Source organism: Bacillus sp. 5w2, from assembly GCF_054353775.1.
The window spans coordinates 90,577-111,887 of sequence record NZ_JBTIWT010000011.1; the positions used below are offsets into that span (position 1 = coordinate 90,577).

At 34.4% G+C, this 21,311-nt stretch carries 17 protein-coding genes and 1 other annotated feature (1 of these 18 running past the window's edge); of the genes, 14 read left to right on the plus strand and 3 right to left on the minus strand.

Translation table 11 applies throughout. The features are described from left to right. Window positions 1-191, plus strand: a binding site (T-box leader) (it extends 30 nt beyond the left edge of the window). A gap of 53 nt (window positions 192-244) precedes the next feature. The 11 genes from aroC to ltaS all read left to right on the plus strand — a co-directional run bounded on the left by aroC (window position 245) and on the right by ltaS (window position 16,523). Further along, complete coding sequence (gene aroC, locus ACXY7N_RS18555; RefSeq protein WP_016087421.1) at window positions 245-1,417, plus strand: chorismate synthase; 1,173 nt, start codon at window positions 245-247, stop codon at window positions 1,415-1,417. An 18-nt stretch (window positions 1,418-1,435) separates the two neighbouring features. Continuing rightward, complete coding sequence (gene hisC, locus ACXY7N_RS18560) at window positions 1,436-2,536, plus strand: histidinol-phosphate transaminase (RefSeq protein ID WP_016087422.1); 1,101 nt, start codon at window positions 1,436-1,438, stop codon at window positions 2,534-2,536. Continuing rightward, window positions 2,529-3,629, plus strand: a complete 1,101-nt coding sequence (gene tyrA, locus ACXY7N_RS18565; protein WP_016087423.1) for a prephenate dehydrogenase — start codon at window positions 2,529-2,531, stop codon at window positions 3,627-3,629. Before hisC ends, tyrA begins: the two co-directional genes overlap by 8 nt. Window positions 3,630-3,645: 16 nt before the next feature. Continuing rightward, entirely contained in the window at window positions 3,646-4,935 is a 1,290-nt protein-coding gene (aroA, locus tag ACXY7N_RS18570; protein ID WP_353811189.1) for a 3-phosphoshikimate 1-carboxyvinyltransferase, read from the plus strand. Between the two features lie 132 nt (window positions 4,936-5,067). Then, the gene (locus tag ACXY7N_RS18575) at window positions 5,068-6,225 is read left to right on the plus strand and encodes a GNAT family N-acetyltransferase (protein ID WP_353811190.1); all 1,158 of its coding nucleotides are present in this window, start codon (window positions 5,068-5,070) and stop codon (window positions 6,223-6,225) included. Window positions 6,226-6,333: 108 nt separating this feature from the next. Then, the gene (locus ACXY7N_RS18580) at window positions 6,334-6,789 is read left to right on the plus strand and encodes an NUDIX domain-containing protein (protein WP_000620963.1); all 456 of its coding nucleotides are present in this window, start codon (window positions 6,334-6,336) and stop codon (window positions 6,787-6,789) included. Window positions 6,790-6,913: 124 nt separating this feature from the next. Next, window positions 6,914-7,480 (plus strand): TetR/AcrR family transcriptional regulator, encoded by a 567-nt coding sequence (locus tag ACXY7N_RS18585; protein WP_001107311.1) that lies wholly within the window; start codon window positions 6,914-6,916, stop codon window positions 7,478-7,480. A 253-nt stretch (window positions 7,481-7,733) separates the two neighbouring features. Continuing rightward, on the plus strand, window positions 7,734-10,850 hold the full coding sequence (locus ACXY7N_RS18590; RefSeq protein ID WP_353811191.1) for an MMPL family transporter: 3,117 nt from the start codon (window positions 7,734-7,736) through the stop codon (window positions 10,848-10,850). Between the two features lie 357 nt (window positions 10,851-11,207). Next, window positions 11,208-12,056 carry a P-loop NTPase family protein gene (locus ACXY7N_RS18595; protein ID WP_016087428.1) on the plus strand — a complete coding sequence of 283 codons (849 nt, stop codon included), beginning with the start codon at window positions 11,208-11,210 and terminating at the stop codon, window positions 12,054-12,056. A 337-nt stretch (window positions 12,057-12,393) separates the two neighbouring features. Further along, on the plus strand, window positions 12,394-14,019 hold the full coding sequence (locus ACXY7N_RS18600; RefSeq protein WP_000633870.1) for an ABC-F family ATP-binding cassette domain-containing protein: 1,626 nt from the start codon (window positions 12,394-12,396) through the stop codon (window positions 14,017-14,019). A gap of 530 nt (window positions 14,020-14,549) precedes the next feature. Beyond that, a complete protein-coding gene (ltaS, locus tag ACXY7N_RS18605) occupies window positions 14,550-16,523 on the plus strand; it encodes a lipoteichoic acid synthase (RefSeq protein ID WP_016087429.1) in 1,974 nt (657 codons plus the stop codon). 58 nt (window positions 16,524-16,581) lie between these two features. Here ltaS and ACXY7N_RS18610 read toward each other — a convergent pair whose 3' ends face one another. The 3 genes from ACXY7N_RS18610 to ACXY7N_RS18620 form a co-directional block, all read right to left on the minus strand. Continuing rightward, a complete protein-coding gene (locus ACXY7N_RS18610; RefSeq protein WP_016087430.1) occupies window positions 16,582-17,253 on the minus strand; it encodes a TerC family protein in 672 nt (223 codons plus the stop codon). Window positions 17,254-17,367: 114 nt separating this feature from the next. Continuing rightward, window positions 17,368-18,030, minus strand: a complete 663-nt coding sequence (locus tag ACXY7N_RS18615; protein WP_016136719.1) for a DUF3841 domain-containing protein — start codon at window positions 18,028-18,030, stop codon at window positions 17,368-17,370. A 182-nt stretch (window positions 18,031-18,212) separates the two neighbouring features. After that, window positions 18,213-19,040 carry a peptidoglycan-N-acetylglucosamine deacetylase gene (locus tag ACXY7N_RS18620; protein ID WP_353811192.1) on the minus strand — a complete coding sequence of 276 codons (828 nt, stop codon included), beginning with the start codon at window positions 19,038-19,040 and terminating at the stop codon, window positions 18,213-18,215. 279 nt (window positions 19,041-19,319) lie between these two features. Between ACXY7N_RS18620 and ACXY7N_RS18625 the strand changes: the two genes are divergently transcribed. From ACXY7N_RS18625 to ACXY7N_RS18635, 3 genes are read left to right on the plus strand one after another with little or no spacing between them, the layout of a single operon-like run. Then, on the plus strand, window positions 19,320-20,003 hold the full coding sequence (locus ACXY7N_RS18625; protein ID WP_353811193.1) for a DNA alkylation repair protein: 684 nt from the start codon (window positions 19,320-19,322) through the stop codon (window positions 20,001-20,003). A gap of 16 nt (window positions 20,004-20,019) precedes the next feature. Continuing rightward, window positions 20,020-20,721, plus strand: a complete 702-nt coding sequence (locus ACXY7N_RS18630; RefSeq protein ID WP_016087435.1) for a nucleotidyltransferase domain-containing protein — start codon at window positions 20,020-20,022, stop codon at window positions 20,719-20,721. A gap of 15 nt (window positions 20,722-20,736) precedes the next feature. Then, window positions 20,737-21,282 carry a GNAT family N-acetyltransferase gene (locus ACXY7N_RS18635; protein ID WP_016087436.1) on the plus strand — a complete coding sequence of 182 codons (546 nt, stop codon included), beginning with the start codon at window positions 20,737-20,739 and terminating at the stop codon, window positions 21,280-21,282. Window positions 21,283-21,311 lie beyond the last annotated feature (29 nt).

Genomic DNA, 21,311 nt, shown 5'->3' on the forward strand with positions numbered 1-21,311 from the left:
TTATCTCACTGTTAAAGAGAGCTGATGGTCGGTGTGAATCAGTACAAAGGTAAGCATGAATTACAGCCTTGGAGCATCTTTCTCGCCATTTATGGAGGGGAAGACGGTCAAATGATCGTTAAAGAAGAAGAGAGGTAGACAGAAACTTAGTCTACAACTAGGGTGGTACCGCGATAAACATCGTCCCTACTGAGCGCTCAGTAGGGACTTTTTTGTACAAAAAAATAGTAAAGGGGCAAGAGAAATGAGATACATTACAGCTGGAGAATCACATGGGCCGCAGTTAACAGTTATTTTAGAAGGTGTACCAGCAGGTTTAACATTAACAGCGGAACATATTAATAAAGAATTATTAAGAAGACAAAAAGGGCACGGACGCGGAAGACGTATGCAAATTGAAACTGATACAGTTGAAATTGTAAGTGGTGTTCGTCATGGGATGACACTTGGCTCACCAATAACGTTAATCGTTAAAAATGATGATTTCAAACATTGGACGAAAGTAATGGGTGCAGAGCCAATTTCGGAAAAAGAAAGTAAAGATATGAAACGTACAATTACAAAACCACGTCCAGGACATGCGGATTTAAACGGAGCAATCAAATACGGTCATCGTGATATAAGAAACGTACTAGAACGCTCATCTGCAAGGGAAACGACAGTTCGTGTAGCTGCTGGTGCAGTTGCGAAGCAAATTTTAAAAGAGTTAGGCGTGGAAATTGCAGGACACGTTCTTGAAATTGGTGGTGTGCAAGCGAAGCATATTTCTAACTTATCAATAGAAGAAATTCAAACAATTACTGAAGATTCACCAGTTCGATGTTTAGATAAAGAAGTAGAACAAGAGATGATGGATGCGATAGATAACGCTAAAAGTAGTGGGGATTCAATCGGCGGTATTGTTGAAGTCATTGCAGAAGGTATGCCAATAGGTGTTGGTAGTTACGTTCATTACGATCGTAAATTAGATGCAAAACTTGCTGGTGCGATTATGAGTATTAATGCATTTAAAGGTGCTGAAATCGGCGTTGGTTTTGAAGCAGCAAGACAGCCAGGAAGTAAAGTACACGATGAAATTTTATGGGATGAGGAACAAGGATACACGAGAAAAACGAACAATGCTGGTGGTTTAGAAGGCGGTATGACAACAGGTATGCCGATCGTCGTAAGAGGTGTAATGAAGCCAATTCCTACATTATACAAACCGTTAGCAAGTGTTGACATTGATACGAAAGAAGCATTCCAAGCGAGTATTGAAAGATCTGATAGTTGTGCAGTACCAGCAGCAGGTGTAGTAGCTGAATCTGTTGTAGCATGGGAACTTGCACATGCGCTTGTCGAACAATTCGGAAAAGATCGTATGGATTTAATTCACCAAAATATTACACAACATAACAAATACGCAAAAGAATTTTAATAAAAAGGTGGTTTTAACATGCAAGTAAAAGATCAACTATCATCATTACAACCATATAAACCAGGTAAATCACCTGAACAAATGAAAGAAGTGTACGGAGATCATTCGTTTGTGAAATTAGCATCGAATGAAAATCCATTCGGCTGCTCACCACGTGTTTTAGGTGAGTTGCAAAAATCATGGTTAGAACATGCTTTATATCCTGACGGAGGTGCTACAACACTTCGTCAAACAATTGCAAATAAGTTACATGTACAAATAGAACAAGTACTTTGCGGTAGTGGTTTAGATGAAGTCATTCAAATGATAAGCCGTGCAGTACTTAAAGCAGGAGATAATATCGTAACGGCTGGTGCAACATTCCCGCAGTACCGTCATCATGCAATTATTGAAGGCTGTGAAGTGAAAGAAATTCCTTTAAATAACGGTGTATACGATTTAGACGAAATTTCGTCAGCGGTAAATAATAATACGAAAATCGTATGGATTTGTAATCCGAACAACCCGACAGGCACATATGTGAATGATCAAAAATTGACTCAATTTATTGAAGGTATTAGTGAAAATACGTTAATTGTCATTGATGAAGCGTATTATGAATACGTAACAGCAAAGGATTTCCCAGAGACATTACCGCTTTTAGAAAAACATAAAAATATTCTTGTACTTAGAACATTTTCTAAAGCGTACGGATTAGCTTCTTTCCGCGTTGGATATGCGATTGGACAGAAAGAGCTAATCGAGAAATTAAATGTCGTACGTTTGCCATTTAACGTATCTTCATTAGCGCAAAAAGCAGCGACGATTGCTTTTGGTGATGACGGGTTTATTCAAGAAATAGTTGGTGTGAATACAGAAGGATTACAACAATACGAGAGTTTTTGTAAGGAAAATGAAATACCATTTTATCCATCGCAAACAAATTTCATCTTCTTGCCAGTTGAAAATGCTGGAGAGATTTATGAAGCTTGTGCACATGCAGGGTTTATTATTCGTCCGTTCCCAAATGGTGTCCGTATTACAGTTGGAACAAGGGAGCAAAATGAAGGAGTGATTTCAGTGTTAAAACAACACTTTGAAAATAAAAAAAGAAAGTCTCGAGATGAGGACAATGCGTAAAAAAGTAGTTTTAATTGGAACTGGTTTAATAGGAGGCTCTCTCGCATTAGCAATTAAGAAAGAGCACGATGTAACGATAACAGGTTATGATATATTTCAAGAACAAGTAGAGCGTGCAAAAGAATTACATGTAGTAGATGAAGTAGCAGTAGATTTACAGCGTGCATGTGAAGAAGCGCATTTAATTGTATTTGCTTCTCCAGTTGAAGAAACGAAGAAGCTTTTACACAAATTAGTGTCATTTCGTTTACGAGAAGATGTTATTGTAACCGATGTTGGTAGTACAAAAGGGACGATTATGAATGAAGCGGAAGCTTTATTTTCAAAGGAAGTTTCTTTCATTGGTGGACATCCGATGGCAGGTTCTCATAAAACGGGCGTTGAAAGTGCAAAAGCACATTTATTTGAAAATGCATTCTATATTTTAACGCCGATGAATCATGTGCCAAATGAACATGTGGAAGAACTTAAAATATGGTTACAAGGAACAGGATCACATTTTCTCGTTTTAAATACGGAGGAACATGATTATGTAACAGGGATTGTTAGTCATTTTCCGCATCTTATCGCAGCTGGATTAGTAAAGCAAGTAGAGAAACATGCAGGAGATAATCCGCTCATTCATCAACTAGCTGCTGGAGGGTTTAAAGACATTACACGTATCGCATCAAGTAGCCCAAAAATGTGGAGTGATATTGTTAAGCAAAATCGTGAGCATTTAATGGTATTATTAAAAGAGTGGATCTCTGAAATGGAAGATTTATATGATACAGTTTCTACCGGAGATGCCGGCGAGATTCAAAACTATTTTGCAGACGCGAAAGAATACCGTGACTCTTTACCAGTACGAAAGAGAGGGGCAATTCCCGCCTATCACGACTTATACGTCGATGTTTTAGATAAAGTAGGGGCATTGGCTCATATTACGAGTATTTTAGCGCGCGAAGAAATTAGTATTACGAACTTGCAAATATTAGAAGCACGTGAAGGATTGCTTGGGGTATTACGTATTAGCTTCCAAAGAGAAGAAGATCGTATGAAAGCAAAGCTAGCGCTTGGAGAAGAAAAATACCAAACTTATGAAACAATTTAAATGAGAAGGTGAGAACGTGAAGGAAAGAACGATACAACCTGTTAATAACGGATTAAATGGCAACATTATAATTCCAGGAGATAAATCGATTTCACACCGCGCTGTCATGTTCGGCGCGATTGCAGAGGGAAAAACAAAAATAAAAGGTTTCTTGCCCGGTGCAGATTGTTTAAGTACGATTTCTTGCTTTAAAGAAATGGGAGTAGACATCGTCCAAAACGGTGATGAAGTCACTGTACTTGGTAAAGGATTAGAAGGTTTACAAGAACCGAAAGCTGTATTAGATGTTGGTAATTCTGGTACAACAATACGTTTAATGTCAGGGATTTTGGCAAATACACCATTTTTCTCTTGCGTACAAGGTGATGCATCTATCGCAAAAAGACCGATGAAACGTGTAACAAATCCATTAAAACAAATGGGTGCAAACATTGATGGCCGCGAAGAGGGAACCTTTACACCACTAACAATACGTGGCGGAAATTTAAAAGCAATCGAATATACTTCACCTGTAGCAAGCGCACAAGTAAAGTCAGCTATTTTACTTGCAGGGCTTCGTGCAGAAGGTGTAACAGCTGTTACAGAACCACATATTTCACGCGACCATACAGAAAGAATGCTTGAAGCATTTGGCGTCAAAGTAACTCGCGAAGGGAAAACTGTGAAACTTGCAGGTGGACAGAAGTTAACAGCGACAGAAGTTCAAGTGCCAGGTGACGTATCATCAGCTGCATTTTTCTTAGTGGCAGGTGCAATTATTCCTAATAGTAAACTAGTATTACAAAATGTAGGAATGAATCCAACTCGTACAGGTATTATTGATGTTTTAGAGAAAATGGGTGCTACGTTCACTGTAGAGCCAATTAACGAAGGAGCATCAGAACCAGCTGCAAACATTACAATTGAAACATCTTCATTAAAAGGAATCGAAATCGGCGGAGATATTATTCCTAGATTAATCGATGAAATTCCTGTTATCGCTTTAGCGGCAACGCAAGCAGAAGGAATTACAGTAATTAAAGATGCGCACGAATTAAAAGTTAAAGAAACGAACCGTATTGATACAGTTGTTGCGGAGTTAACGAAACTAGGAGCTCGCATAGAAGCAACTGATGACGGGATGATTATTTATGGGAAATCAGCACTAAAAGGCAACACAGTAAATAGTTACGGTGATCACCGCATCGGAATGATGCTTGCGATCGCAGGATGTATTGCAGAAGGAAAAACAACAATAGAAGACGCAGAAGCAGTAGGGGTATCATACCCTACATTCTTCGAAGAACTTCAAAAGTTAGCTAAATAAAGTAATGAGAAGCAGATACGGAATGTATCTGCTTTATTTGTTAAAACATCCTTATAATTTCACTTACCGAACAATAATAGTAAGAATTATGATACAATTCAAACAGGTAATGAGGGAATGGAGGATAATTATATGAATGTCATACAATTAAAAGAAGATAAGTTCAGAGAAGCATTACGTTTATCAGAATACGCTTTTCAATATAAAGTAGATGAGGAACGATTGCAGCAGCAACTTACAAAGATGAAGGAAAGTCATGAAATATACGGCATTATAGAAGGGGAAGACTTAGCAGCAAAACTACATCTCATTCCGTTTCATATTTACATAGGCAAAGAAAAATTTAAAATGGGTGGCGTTGCAGGGGTAGCGACGTATCCTGAGTATAGAAGAAGTGGGTATGTAAAAGAGCTACTTCAATATTCACTTCAAACGATGAAAAAAGATGGCTATACAGTCTCTATGTTACATCCATTTGCGGTTTCATTTTACCGTAAATACGGTTGGGAACTTTGTGCGAATCTACTCATATGTCATATGAATAAGAGTGATTTAGTGATGAAAAAACAAGTAAATGGAACTGTGAAACGTTTCAATAAAGAAAATCATCCAGAAGAGGTCGAAAAGCTCTATGAAGTATTTGCAGAACGTTTTTCAGGTATGTTAGTTCGAGAGAAGAACTGGTGGTTACAAGCAGTTTATGATGATTTAACATTAGCGATTTACTATGATGAAGATAAAACGGCAGCAGGTTACATGTTATACAAAATAGAAAACTATAAAATGACAGTAGAAGAATTTGTACCACTGCATAATGAAGCACGAAATGGTCTGTGGAACTTTATTTGCCAGCATGATTCTATGATTAAAGAACTTGAAATGACAGTAAGTGAAACCGAACCGTTGCTATATTCATTGCAAGAGCCACGCGTGAAGACAGAAATAAAACCATATTTTATGGGAAGAATTGTAGATGTAGAGCAGTTCTTAAAACAATATGAGTTGAGCTGGAACAATGTACAGCAAGAAGTGATTCTACACATTACAGACGCATTTGCTCCGTGGAATAACGTAACAGTGAGACTTGCAAATCATGAAATAACAATTGTAGAAGAAACAACGGAAAAAGGAATAAAACTGGATATAAATGCACTATCGGCAATAATGTTTGGTTATAAACGCCCATTAGAACTAAATGAACTTGAATTAATTAGTGGAAGTGACGAGGCGATACGGTCATTTGAGAATTTAGTACCAGTGCGTAAGCCATTTATTTATGATTTCTTTTAATTAATACACTGTGCAATGTGTCATTAAAAAAGTACTATAATGAAAAACAGTTATTATAGTACTTTTCAATTAATAGAATGAAAGCATTATTTTAGGAGGGGAAATAGAATGATTAGGCAAGCTGTAGGCGCAATCATATTCCAAAATAGTGAATTTTTATTGGTACATAAGGTAAAAATAAGCGATATAGAAGGAGAATACAATTTGTCAAAGGGGGAGTGGGATTTTCCTAAAGGCGGATTAAAACATACAGATAATGACTTAGAAAGTGCTATATTGAGAGAGCTTGAAGAAGAAACCGGTTCAAAAAAGTTTATAGTTATGAAACAAATGGAAGATAAAATTTGCTTTGAGTTTCCTGAAGAATTAAAAGTGAAAACTGGATTTGAAAAACAAGAAACAACTATGTTTTATGTAGAATATATAGGTGATAGAACAGATTTGAATCCAAAAGATAATGAAATAAGTCAAGTTCAATTTTTTAAGACACAAGATATATTGAGCATTTTAAGTCACGATGATACAAAGAATTTTTTTGAAGTGTTAATTCAAAAAATGCATTGAAATCTAAGTGAGTGTGTTATTTGAAAATGCTACATTTGCGTAGTCACACACTTGACTTTTAATCCATCTAATTTATAATTAAAAAAGGAATGAATTTTCATTCCTTAAAATTGAGGTGAGAAAAATGGCTAAAAATAAACAAGAAGACATTTTTGAAGCAGCTATACAACTATTCGCAGAGCGTGGTTACGATGGTACGACAATTCCGATGATCGCTGAAAAAGCAAATGTCGGCGCTGGTACGATTTATCGCTATTTTGAAAATAAAGAGGCACTCGTTAACTCATTATTTTCAAAAAGTATGTTGCAACTATCTGAAATGATAAAAACAGATTTTCCTGTTGAAGCAAATATTCGTGAACAGTTTAGTCATACATACAACCGTTTATTTGAATTTGCGAGAAACAATGTGGATGCTTTTCTTTTTACAAATTCTCACTGTGATAGTTATTTTCTTGATGAACAGAGTAAGAAAATATTTGACGATTTTATAGGCTTCTTTATGAATATTATAGAAGATGGAATCGCAAAAGGGTTTCTCCGTCCATTGCCTCCAGTTGCATTAATTATCATTGTATACCAACCGCTAGAAAAATTAACTAAAGTAATGGCGACAGGGCAATTAGAATACTCAAAAGAATTAGTAAAAGAATTGGAAGAAAGCTCTTGGAATGCTATTAGAATCATTTGATTCTATAGCTTTATAAGGACAGGAATGAACATTCATTCCGAAATGGATTTTTAAAATGAAATAGGGGATGATATATTTGTAGTACTAAGAGAATGAATATTCATTCCGTGAAAGGTAATTTAAAAGGGTTTTAAAAATAATTTAATAGAGTGATAGGAATGAACGTTCATTCCGAAATGATAGTTTTAAAAGGATAGAAATGAATGTTCATTCCTAGCTTAACATGACAAGCTAAAAATGGGAGATGATTCAAATGAGCAACCTAAAAAGTTGGAGAAGTTTATCTTTTCTATTATGGATCGTTATTACTATTACAATGGTCGTAACAATGCCTAATATGGATAAATTAGTGAAGGAAAAAGGGCACATTACGATTCCTAATACAGAACAAAGTAGTATTGCTGACATGATGATAAAAGAGATGGATAAAGACGGGACGGAAAAGTATGATATTATAGCTGTTTTTAATAGTGGAAGTAAAGCAGCTTTAACAACTGAACAAAAAGAGGAAATAATAAAAACAATCAATGCTTTACAAAATGAAAAAGAGCAATTAGGAATTAAGGAAGTTGTTTCACATTTAGATAATAAAGATTTGGAAAAACAGTTGATATCTAAAGACAATACGACCATTTTAACGCAAATTTCTGTAAATAAAAAAAATGGTGAAATATCAAAAGTTGCAAATGGGCTTCATAAAAAAGTGCAAACGAAAGGGGTAAAAACGTACTTAACAGGAAGTGATTTAATAGCGGGTGATTTTCTTACTTCCTCTCAAGAGGGAGTGAAGAAGACAGAAGTTATTTCTATCATTTTCATTCTAGTTGTATTAATCATTGTATTTCGTTCACCAATTGTTCCGATTGTTTCCCTTCTTACTGTTGGTGTATCATATTTAGTTTCAATGGGGATTATTGCCCATCTTGTAGATCAATTTAATTTTCCGTTTTCAAACTTTACACAAGTCTTCGTAGTAGTCGTTCTGTTTGGAGTGGGAACAGACTATAACATTTTATTATATACAAGATTTAAAGAAGAATTAAGTAAACAAGAAAATGCATTTTTGGCTACGAAAGAAACGTTTAAATCAGCAGGGAAAACCGTTTTATATAGCGGGATAGCAGTACTAATTGGTTTTGCATCTCTTGCTTTAGCGAGTTTTAAATTATATCAATCTACTTCAGCCGTAGCAATTGGTGTAGCAGTATTATTACTCGTATTAACTACGTTAAATCCATTTTTTATGGTGCTTTTAGGAAAAGGAATGTTTTATCCAGTTAAAACATTTAAAGGTCATGAGGATAGTCGCTTATGGGGATTTCTTGCGAAAAACTCAGTAGTAAGACCGTTCGCAGCTTTAATCATCGTATTTGTGATATCGATTCCTTTCGTAATGAAATACTCTAACACACTAAATTACAATGACTTATTTGAAGTAGACAATAAGTACGAATCAAAGATGGGGATTAACGTAATAGAAGATCATTTTCCGCCTGGTTTTTCTTCACCAAGTACGTTAGTGATTCAATCAAACAAAAAATTAGATGAAGGAACGTCTCTACAAACTTTAGACGAACTAACTAATAAGATTTTGAAAGTGAAAGGTGTTTCAGAAGTATATTCACCGACGCGTCCAACCGGTGAAAGGATAAAAGAACTATATATAAATAAACAAGCGGGAGAATTGAATACAGGTTTAGGAGATGCCAATGGTGGCATAAAAGAAATCAATGATGGTTTAACGGATGCTAAAAATAAAATGGGTGGTAATGAGTCAGACGGCCTCGCAAATGTTCAAAAGTTAATTGATGGAACAAACGAAGCAAAAAATGGTGTATCAGCATTAGGAACAGCTTTAAATCAACTATCAAATGGCATAAATGACGGAGCGAAAGGTGCACAGCAAATTGAGAATGGGTTAACGTCAGTAAATGAAAATATAAATGTTTTATCTCATGCAACTTCACAACTGCATGCCGGCTATGCACAGTTAGAAAAAGGTTTAAGTGCTTACGATCAATACTTCGGAAGTATATCTCAAGCGATTGACAGTGCAAAAAAAGGATACGAACAAATTGAAATATTAATGACCAATTTCATCCAAACGAAACCAGAATTAGCAAATGACCCGAACGTACTGCAAACGATAGGAATTGCTAAAGAAGCTCAAAAGCAATTAAGTGTATTATCGAAAGAATTAAATGAATTAGCGACGCAGCATAAAGCAGCAATGGGGTCATTTAATGAAGCGAATCAATCATTATTGAAAGTCGATAACGGCTTAAAAGAAATGAGCAATGGAGTTACTAAATTACAAAAAGGGGCAGCTGATCTTAAAAATGGATTAAATGAAGGGGCTTCAGGTTCAAAACAAATTGCGAACAAGTCATCAGAGTTACAAACCGGATTAACAAAAATAAATGATGGGCAAGGCCAGCTATTAACTGGGCTGAAAGACTTGCAAGAAAAGATGGGGCAATTACAATCAGGCTTATCTAAAAGTACAGAAGGGCTTGGAAAAGTAAGTAACGGCCTAAATGACGCACAGAAATATTTAGGCGAGCTAAATGAATCAAAAAGCTCTGAGAAGTTTTATATTCCAAAAGAGGTTTTAGAGGGAGAAGATTTCCAAAAAGCTTTGAATACGTACATGTCACACGATAGAAAAACTGCTAAAATGACAATCATTTTAGACGCGAATCCGTATTCAAAAGAAGCGATGCCAATTATTCAAGAAATCAATAATACGATAGATGGTACTTTGAAGGGGACTGAATTAAATGATGCGAAAACAGCAATCGGAGGAACAACAGCTAGAAACGTTGATTTAAAAGAAGTAACCGGGCAAGATTTCTTACGTACGGCTACAATTATGTTAATTGGAATTGCGATCGTATTAATCGTGATTACACGTTCATTATTAAACACAATCTTTATTATTGGATCATTAATATTAGCGTACTTTGCATCACTAGGTATAAGTGAGCAAATTAGTACGCATGTATTACATGTAGATTCATTAAGCTGGAATGTTCCATTCTTTAGTTTCATAATGATTGTCGCTTTAGGAGTGGATTATAGCATTTTTGTAATGATGCGTTATAACGAGATAGAAGGGGATTCGGTAACGAAAATTGTAAATGCATCTCGTCACATAGGAGGAGTTGTATTATCAGCGGCACTTATTTTAGGCGGAACATTTGCTGCATTAATCCCTTCAGGTGTATTGACGCTTATACAAGTAGCATCCGTTGTGGGCGTTGCACTATTGCTATTAGCTATCATTGTGATGCCAATATTGTTACCTGCTTTAATAGGGTTAACCAGTAAAATGAAGGATTATACAAAGAAATTAAGCAAAAGAAAATAAAAGAATCCCCTTTTAAAAGTATGCCATTTACCACGAAGGAAGGGAAAAAGTAAACAGTAAAAATACTAGCACAACGATTGGGGATTACTGACAAAGTGTTTGATTTAAAAGATATAATTTACTTTAGATAGTTCACTCAAATAAGGGTGGACTATATTTTTTTAAAAGATAAATGGAAAATTATGTTAAAATAATTATAGACATTGTGAAAAAATGTTCTTAAACTAATGGTCAGGTTGCTTTAAGAATGATTTTTCAAAGGAAATGATGAATATCATATTTTGAAGGGGTGATTGCAGTGGAGTAATTGATTTTTTTAATCTTGGCTAAATACTTTGAAGGAAGGGATTTATAACTATGAATACAAAACTAATAATAGTAGAAGGATTACCTGGATTTGGAAAATCAACCACTGCAAAGCTAATAAATGAAATTCTAAGCCAAAATAAAAGTGAAGTTGAACTATTTTTAGAGGGGAATTTGAACCACCCAGCCGACTATGATGGTGTATCTTGTTTTAATAAATTTGAATTCGATAGATTATTATATAACAGTGGAGATTTTAAAGAAGTGCTTCTTAAAAGAGTTTTAAAAAAAGGAAGCAATTATTTATTACCATACAGAAAGATAAAAAATGAGTTTGGTGACCAATTTTCGGACGAATTATTTCACGATATTTCCAAAAACGATATATATGAATTACCATTCGATAAAAATGTTGAATTAATTGCTGACAAATGGAATGACTTTGCTGAAATTGCTCTAGAAGACAATAAGGTTTATATCTTTGAATGTTGTTTCATACAAAATCCATTAACTATTGGGATGATTAAATATGGTGAACAAAAAGAAAAAATAATAAATTATGTAATGAAAGTTGCAAAAATCATAGAGAATTTAAATCCAATGTTATTGTATGTAGAACAAGATAATCTTGAATTTTCATTTAGGAAGGCATTAAAAGAAAGAACTCCAGAATGGTCCACAGGAATTGTCGACTATTACACTAACCAAGGCTATGGGAAAGAACATAACCATTCAGGTGTAGAAGGAGCAATAAAAGTTCTTGAAGCTAGAAGGAATTTAGAGTTAGAAATATTCGATATGTTAAAAATGAAAAAAGAAAAAATCAATAATACAAAATATGAAATTGACTCATATAGGTCAATGTTAAAAGATAAGTTAACAATACAAATGGTGAAATAGCTTTTTACTTTTTTCTCTTGTTTTGATTCAATAGGTGTTTTTGCATTGTTATTACTACTACATGCAGTTAAGGAAGCAATTGATAAACATAATGCTACAATTATAAATATTTTCTTCAAAATAAATCATCCTTAAAGTGTGAATGTAACTTTAATATAATTAAAAACAAATGTTTTATTCAATTTTGAAAAGGGATGAATAGCAATCAACCGTTGCTATTCATCCCTTTTCTACTATATAATAGCTATAGTCTACAATAATTGAGTCGTAATATGCGATTTTTTAAGACAATCGGTGAGAAAACGCTGAAATAAGCGGTATTAGTAGGAGGACACAAATGATTACAGTAAGTAACGTTAGTTTGCGTTTCGCGGATCGCAAATTGTTTGAAGATGTTAACATAAAATTCACGCCAGGTAACTGCTACGGTTTAATCGGAGCAAACGGTGCGGGTAAATCAACATTTCTAAAGATTTTATCTGGAGAAATCGAACAATCAACAGGTGATATACATATTACGCCAGGTGAGCGTCTAGCAGTATTAAAACAGAATCACTTCGAATATGAAGAGTTCCCAGTATTAGAAACAGTAATTATGGGGCACACGCAACTTTACAAAGTAATGCAAGAGAAAAATGCCATTTACATGAAAGAAGACTTTAGTGATGAAGATGGTATGCGTGCTGCTGAACTTGAAGGTGAGTTCGCTGAGCTTAACGGTTGGGAAGCAGAATCAGAAGCTGCAATCCTTCTTAAAGGTTTAGGTATTGGTGAAGATGTTCATGATAAGAAATTGTCAGAATTAACTGGGGCAGAGAAAGTAAAAGTATTACTTGCTCAAGCATTATTTGGTAAACCTGACATTCTATTACTAGATGAGCCTACCAACCACTTGGACTTAAAAGCGATTCAATGGTTAGAAAACTTCTTAATGAACTTTGAAAATACAGTAATCGTTGTATCCCATGACCGTCACTTCTTAAATAAAGTTTGTACGCACATGGCTGATCTTGATTTCGGTAAAATTCAACTTTATGTTGGTAATTATGACTTCTGGTATGAGTCAAGCCAATTAGCTTTAAAATTAACACAAGATGCTAATAAGAAAAAAGAAGAGAAAGTAAAAGAGTTACAAAACTTCATTGCACGCTTTAGCTCAAACGCATCTAAAGCGAAACAAGCAACTTCTCGTAAAAAATTATTAGATAAAATTACATTAGATGATATTCGACCATCATCACGTCGTTACCCATTTGTTGGCTTTACACCTGAGCGTGAAATAGGAAATGACTTATTAACTGTTGAAGGTCTTTCTAAAACAATTGATGGTGAAAAAGTGTTAGATAATGTGTACTTCACTTTAAATAAAGGTGATAAAGTTGCATTTATCGGTCGTAACGATATTGCGATGACAACATTATTTAAAATCCTTATGGGTGAAATGGAGCCAGATAGCGGTTCATTCAAATGGGGCGTTACAACATCTCAATCTTACTTCCCAAGAGATAACTCTAAATACTTTGAGAACAGTGACTCCAACTTAGTTGATTGGTTACGCCAATTCTCTCCACAAGATGAGTCAGAAAGCTTCTTACGTGGTTTCTTAGGCCGTATGTTATTCTCAGGTGAAGAAGTTAAGAAGAAGGTTTCTGTATTATCTGGAGGCGAAAAAGTTCGTTGTATGCTATCTAAAATGATGTTAAGTGGTGCGAACGTAATCACACTTGACGATCCAACGAACCACTTAGACCTTGAGTCTATTACTGCATTAAACAACGGTTTAATCGCATTTAAAGGTACAATGTTATTCACATCTCATGACCATCAGTTCGTACAAACAATTGCAAACCGCATTATCGAAGTAACGCCAAACGGTGTAATCGATAAAGAGGCTACTTACGATGAGTTCTTAGAAAATGAAGAACTTCAAAAACAAGTAGAAGCAATGTACAAAGGTCAATAATAAATGATGAAAAACCTCGCTCTCGTTATGAGAGCGAGGTTTTTTTATAATCAGTGTTTTTATGAATTGTGAATAATTATACAAAAATAACTTTAGAGGTTGAAAGATATTTTGATGATGCATATAAAGAAATGGCTGCAGCATGAATAAACTTGAATTACATGAAAGGATGTAATATACACCGAAAAAAACTAATGCTTTCTATTGTGAATTTCATTATATTACATTAATGTTCCAGAACTGGAGACATATTTATTTGCGAAGCAGTGAATAAAGGTTTATAGTATGTGGAGTCATAATTAGTGGATGAAACTTGGGAGAAAACAGAAAATGTTACAAAATTATTTTTTAAAATAGAAACCAAGGTCAAAATATTTGAAAAGAAATAGTTGAATAAATAAAAGCTACAAATTATAATTACTAATATTCTTCATATAGTAAAATAAATAAAATCTATTTGAAGATGAAAATTGAATAGAGAGACAGACTTATATCAAAATAAGCCTTGGATGATCAAAAGAGGTGGAGAAATGAAACAATTCTTATTAAAGAGCAAAAGTGTACTAAGTAATCATTTTGGATTCTTTCTGTTTGCCGTTATTTTATTTTGGCTCAAAACATATGCAGCTTATGTAACGGAATTTAATTTAGGAATTTCAAATACAATCCAAAAATTCTTGCTGTTTTTCAACCCGCTTAGTTCAGCAGTTCTATTTTTAGGGCTTGCATTATTCGCAAAGGGGAAACGTGCTTACATTTGGTTAATTGTTATTAATTTGTTAATGTCTATACTTTTATACGCAAACGTAGTATATTATCGTTTTTTCAGCGACTTTATTACGTTCCCGACATTAACACAAACGAATAACTTTGGAGATTTAGGCGGTAGTATTTTTGCATTACTACACGGATATGATCCATTATACTTCTTAGACACAATCATTTTAATTGTTTTAGTTGCAACAAAATTTGTAAATCCTAAACCGATGCGTGTTGCGAAACATAAATTATCACTAGTATTTGTAGCAGGTATTTTATTATTCAGCATTAACTTAGGTCTTGCAGAATCTGATCGTCCTGAATTATTAACAAGAACATTCGACCGTAATTATATTGTGAAATATTTAGGGGCATACAACTATACGATTTATGATGGTATTCAAAGTGCGAAAGCATCAACAGAACGGGCGTTAGCTGACGGAGATAATATGACAGAGGTTAGAAATTATCTCGCATCAACATATGCAAGTCCAAACCCTGAGTACTTTGGTAAAGGAAAAGGAATGAACGTAATTTATATTCATTTAGAGTCATTCCAAAACTTTTTAATTGATTATAAATTAAATGGGCAAGAAGTTACACCGTTCTTAAACTCATTTACAAAAGATGCGAATACGTTATACTTTGATAACTTCTTCCATCAAACAGGACAAGGTAAAACATCTGATGCAGAGTTCATGCTAGAAAACTCAATGTTTGGATTACCGCAAGGATCTGTTTTTACAAATAAAGCTCATAACACGTATCAATCAGCACCAGCTATTTTAGGGCAACAAGGATACACATCAGCAGTGTTCCACGGAAACTATAAAACATTCTGGAACCGTGATGATATTTATAAATCATTTGGTTTTAATAAATTCTTTGATGCGTCATACTACGATATGAACGAAAAAGATGTAGTAAACTATGGATTAAAAGATAAACCGTTCTTTAATGAATCAATTCCGTTATTACAAACATTGAAACAACCGTTCTATACGAAGTTCATTACGCTATCGAACCATTTCCCTTATCCGATTGATAAAGAGGAAGCGACGATTGAACCAGCTAAAACAGGTGATTCATCAGTAGATACGTATTTCCAAACAGCACGCTATTTAGATGAGTCTGTAAAAGGATTCATGGATTATTTGAAACAATCTGGTTTATACGATAACTCAATTATCGTTATGTACGGTGACCATTACGGTATTTCTGATAATCATGGTGCAGCAATGTCTCAAGTAATGGGTAAAGAAATGAACTCATTTGAAAATGCACAACTGCAACGTGTACCATTAATTATTCGTGTCCCAGGAATGAAGGGCGGCGTACAACATCAATACGGCGGAGAAATTGATGTTCTTCCAACGTTATTGCACTTACTAGGTACAGATACGAAAAATTATGTCCAGTTTGGATCAGATTTATTATCACCAGAGCATAAACAAGTTGTTCCATTCCGTAACGGTAACTACGTAAGTCCAACAGTTACTGCACTGAACGGAAAATACTATGATACAGCGACTGGTAACCCTGTTGAATTAACAGACGAAATAAAACAAAATGAACAAATGGTTCAAAAATCACTGAAATACTCTGACCAAGTCGTAAACGGTGACTTATTACGATTCTATACACCGGAAGGGTTTACGCCGGTAGATCGTTCGAAGTACAACTATAACCATCGTGATAAAAATAAAACGAAGGTAAAGACGACTGAAGACGGGGAAACGAAATAAATAATAAAGAGCGCTACTCATAGGAGTAGCGCTTTTGTTTGTACATATAACGTTGTCATTATATAGAAACATCTTTCGTTTTTTGTTTCATCTTACCAAAGAATACTACACCGGCAATGATAATAATGATAAAGGCCCATTTTATGAAAGGGCTACTTTCGAAAAATCCAGCGAACCATTTTTCATCTACAATCATTTTCGCGGCAGTATAAGCTAAAACAGCTGCTCCAATTGTAATGATGATAGGGAATCGGTCCACCCATTTTAAAATTAATGTACTACCCCATACGACTACTGGAATGGACACTAATAGTCCAATGATGACTAAAGAAAAATTGCCATGCGCAGCTCCTGCAACAGCAAGAACATTATCAATACCCATTAACGCATCAGCAATAATAATGGTTTTAATAGCAGACCAAAATCCTTCTTCAGCTTTAATATCATGATTTTTGCCCTCAGCAATTAATTTGTAAGCAATCCATATGAGGAGTACACCACCAATTAGAAGTAATCCTGGTATTTTTAATAACCAAACGACAATTAAGGTAGCGAGGGCTCTAATAGCGATAGCCCCGACAGTTCCCCATATAATAACTTTCTTTTGTTGATCTTTCGGTAATCGCCTTGCTGCTAATCCAATTACAATGGCATTATCTCCAGCTAACACTAAATCAATTACAATGATGGCAAGCAAGGCAGACAAATATTCAGATGAAAGAAAATCCATATACATATCACTCCTTAAGAGTAATATGTGCTAAAGTGTTGATAATATAAAAATAGGAGTGAATTTGTATATTCAATCCTAAATTATTTTTTACTGTATTTAGATAAATATGTTTTAATTTCGTATTAGTCGCTTTTGCAATCTTTTTTGTTTATCGTTTCTCTTTCTTAATTTTCGATTCATCTTTTTAATACGGTTTTCTTTTCTATTGTCCCAGTTATCACTTCTGATTTTATTAATAGATTTATCTTCCTTAGCACGAAAACGTCTTACCTTTTTTACGAAGGAAAGGGGGATTTTGCCGATAACACCTTGTTTTTCTAATGAACTCTCTTTACCTTTATACCAATCAGGATGTGATAATAAATATTCGAAATCAAATATTAACCCATATTCTTTATCCATAAAGGTAAACCATTCATCCAATGTAGGTTTATTTGTTTGATGAAAATACATAGAACTATCAGCCGTGGCACAACACCAGTAACTAATATCACTCCAAAGTACCCATTCAGTCGGTACATCTAGTGTTAAGATTACCATTTTTGAATTTTTTTTACCCCAAGCTTTAGCATTTCGATTTGGATAATTATTTGTTTCCCAGACCCAAATAGGATAGTTACCTTCGTAGTGGGGTAATCTTTTTTTAGCTACACGTACCATCCAATCGTATGAATATATAAAATCGGGATCGATGTTTTCTTTACTTCCTTCTAAATAACCAAGTTTTTTATATTGTTTCCACGCTGCTTCAGTTTGAACTGTATATACGATCATATGACACCTACTTATTTAAACTAGACTATAGTATAACATGTGATGTTTCTAAGTTAAATTAATGTGATTTTACATTTTTATCGATAAAAGGGAAGTGGGAAGTTTGAAACGAATATACGAGGAGCCATTTCCAAAATGAAAAAAGACTCAATAACCTACTAGAGGAAATCAAGTCTTCTTCTTTACATACGATTATCGTGCCAGAAGTTTAATGGGAAATGTTCGTTCTCACTATAGGCTTCTAATTCATATCCTTTTTCTTTCAGCCCTTTAATAATTCCAGGTACTGCTTTAACTGATTGCGGATGAATGTCGTGCATAAGAATAACTTCTGCCGGTTTATTAGCACCATTTAGAACGTTTTCTACAATTTTAGCTGATGCAGCGTCAACAGGCATTTTGTTATATCTCCAGTCTAATGAGTCGATTGTCCAATCCCAAACTTTTAGCCCATTCTCAACAACTTTGTTACGAAGAGCTTCGTTTAATCCTGGCATTGAGCCGTAAGATGGACGAGTTAATACTGGTGATTTACCTAGAACACCAGCAATTAAGCCTTGATCTTCTTTCATTTCATCTACGTAATGACCTTCTGTGTAAAGTTTCTTGTAGTTATGAGTCATACTGTGCATCCCAACGTAGTGGCCTTCAGCATCTTCACGTTTTACAAGATCAGGGAATGCTTTTACGTTTGAACCAATTAGGAAAAATGTTGCTTTTGCATTTTCTCTCTTTAACATATCTAAAAGTTCAGCTGTGTATTTTCCAGGACCATCATCAAATGTTAAGTAAGCTACTTTTCTAACTTGCCCATTATATTGTTTTGGAGCTTCTTTTGGTGCAAGAGATGATTGAATTTCACTTACAAGTTGAACAGATTTTGCTTCATCCTCTGTACTTGCTAGAGCAGTATTTGCTGATCCTAAAGCCGCTTCGTATGTAAATAATACCCCAGCGCAAATTAACATAGCCCTTTTTACTAAAGTTGTCATTCGAATTCCATTGTGCATAATTTTCCTTCTCTCTATAAAAGTTCTACTCTACTATATTAGCAATTATAGGTATGGAAATGCAAAAAAACTTTTTTACAAGTGCAAGAAAGTTTGTCCAAATGTATGCAAGATTTCACTATTTTGCTAGTTGAAAAAAGAATGGACAGTGAAATAGGAAATTTATATATAATTTCACATACCGCATTTAAAAAATACATATAGGAAAACCAAAAAGTAATGTAGAATATATCGTACATACATATATAAAGTCAACATAAAAGATAAAGAGGTGGGTATATGTTACTAGAGGAAGTAATGCAGCAACTAGAGGAATATGGAACAGAACAAAATCGTAAAACGTATAAAAAACACGGAGCGAAAGAGCCATTATTCGGAGTTAGTTTTGCGAATTTAAAATTGTTAAAAAAGAAGATGAAAAAAGATCACGATTTAGCAGCTGAATTGTGGGAAACGAAAAATATGGACGCAATGACATTAGCAACTTATATTTTAGACCCGAAGAAAATAACAACAGAACAGCTTAATAGTTGGGTTCAGGATGTTGATTATTACTGTTTAATGGATGTTCTTATGACATCTATATGCACTTCGCCAATTGCAATAGAAAGAATGGAAGAGTGGACAAAGTCTAATGATGAATGGACTGGAAGAGCTGGCTGGTCTTTATTAGCAAATATAGCGATTAAAAATAAAACGTTACATGATGATTTCTTCGCTCCGTATCTTGAAGAGATTAAAAAAAATATACATAATGAAAAAAATAGAAAAAAAGAAGCGATGAATAGTGCTTTAATCGCCATAGGAATTCGTAATGAAGACTTAGAGCGAAAAGCGATTGAAATTGCACGTGAAATTGGAAAAGTACAGGTTGATCATGGGACAACGTCATGCAAAACACCAGACGCAGAACCGTATATAAAAAAAGCGCGAGAAAGAGCTGAAAAAAAGAAAGTGAAATAAGAAAAGGGGAACGGTTATGAAAGCAATTGAAGCGGCACAAAGCATAATTACATCACAATTTCCGAATTGTGATGTAGCTTTACTTGGAGGAAGCGTTGCAAGAGGAGAAGCGACAAAAACATCTGATCTGGACATTGTAATAGTTGATCAAAGTTTAACATCTTGTTATAGAGAATCTTTCTATAGTAATGGATGGCCTGTTGAGGTGTTTGTACATAATTTTGAAACGTATAAAACCTTTTTTAAAATGGATTGTGATCGCGGAAGGCCTTCGTTACCACAATTAGTTTCAGAGGGGATTGTATTAAAAGGTGAAAATGAAAGTGTTGAGAAATTAAAAAGAGAAGCAAATGATTTACTAAATAAAGGGCCAGCTAAATGGACTGAAGAAATGATGAAGCAGAAGCGGTATTTTATTACGGATACTTTGGATGATTTTATTGGTGCATCAAAAAGAGAAGAAGAATTATTTATCGCGAATCTATTAGCTGATTTATTACATGAATATGTATTAAGAGTAAATGGTAAATGGCTTGGAAATTCAAAATGGTTTATAAGAGCACTTAGAAGATATGATGAACAATACGCAGATGAATTTGTAGCAGCGTTCGATCATTTTTATAAAACGGGAGAGAAAAGAAAATTAATTGCTTTTGTAGAAAGAACGCTAGAACAGTATGGAGGAAGAATGTTCGAAGGATTTTCTATAGGGAAATAAAAAGGGGATAACACAATGAATGTACGATTCGTTCAATTAAGGGAACTGACACTAGATGATGTAGAAGATCGATATCAATGGTCATTAGATACAAAAGTAACAAAACATTTAGTGGTACCAGATCAATATCCACCGTTCACTCGTGAGGATACAAAAAAATGGATTGAAGCATGTATAAAACGAAAAAATGGTTATGAACAAAGAGCTATCACTGCAGAGAACGGCATACATATTGGATGGATAGATCTTAAAAACTTTGATAAGACAAATAAAAATGCAGAACTGGGAATCGCGATTGGTAATAAAGAATATTGGGGTAAAGGGTATGGAATAGCAGCCCTATATAGTATGTTATATCTAGCATTCTTTGAGTTTGAATTAGAAAAAGTTTGGCTACGTGTAGATGAGGATAACTTACAAGCTAGAAAGAGTTATGAAAAAGCAGGATTTGTATGCGAGGGGTTAATGAGAAATGATCGATTACGTAAAGGTCAGTTCATTCATCGTTATCGTTATAGTATGTTAAGAGAAGAATATCAATCTTTAATTAGTGGTTTATAAAAATATTATGTCAACTTAAAGGGGCTGGA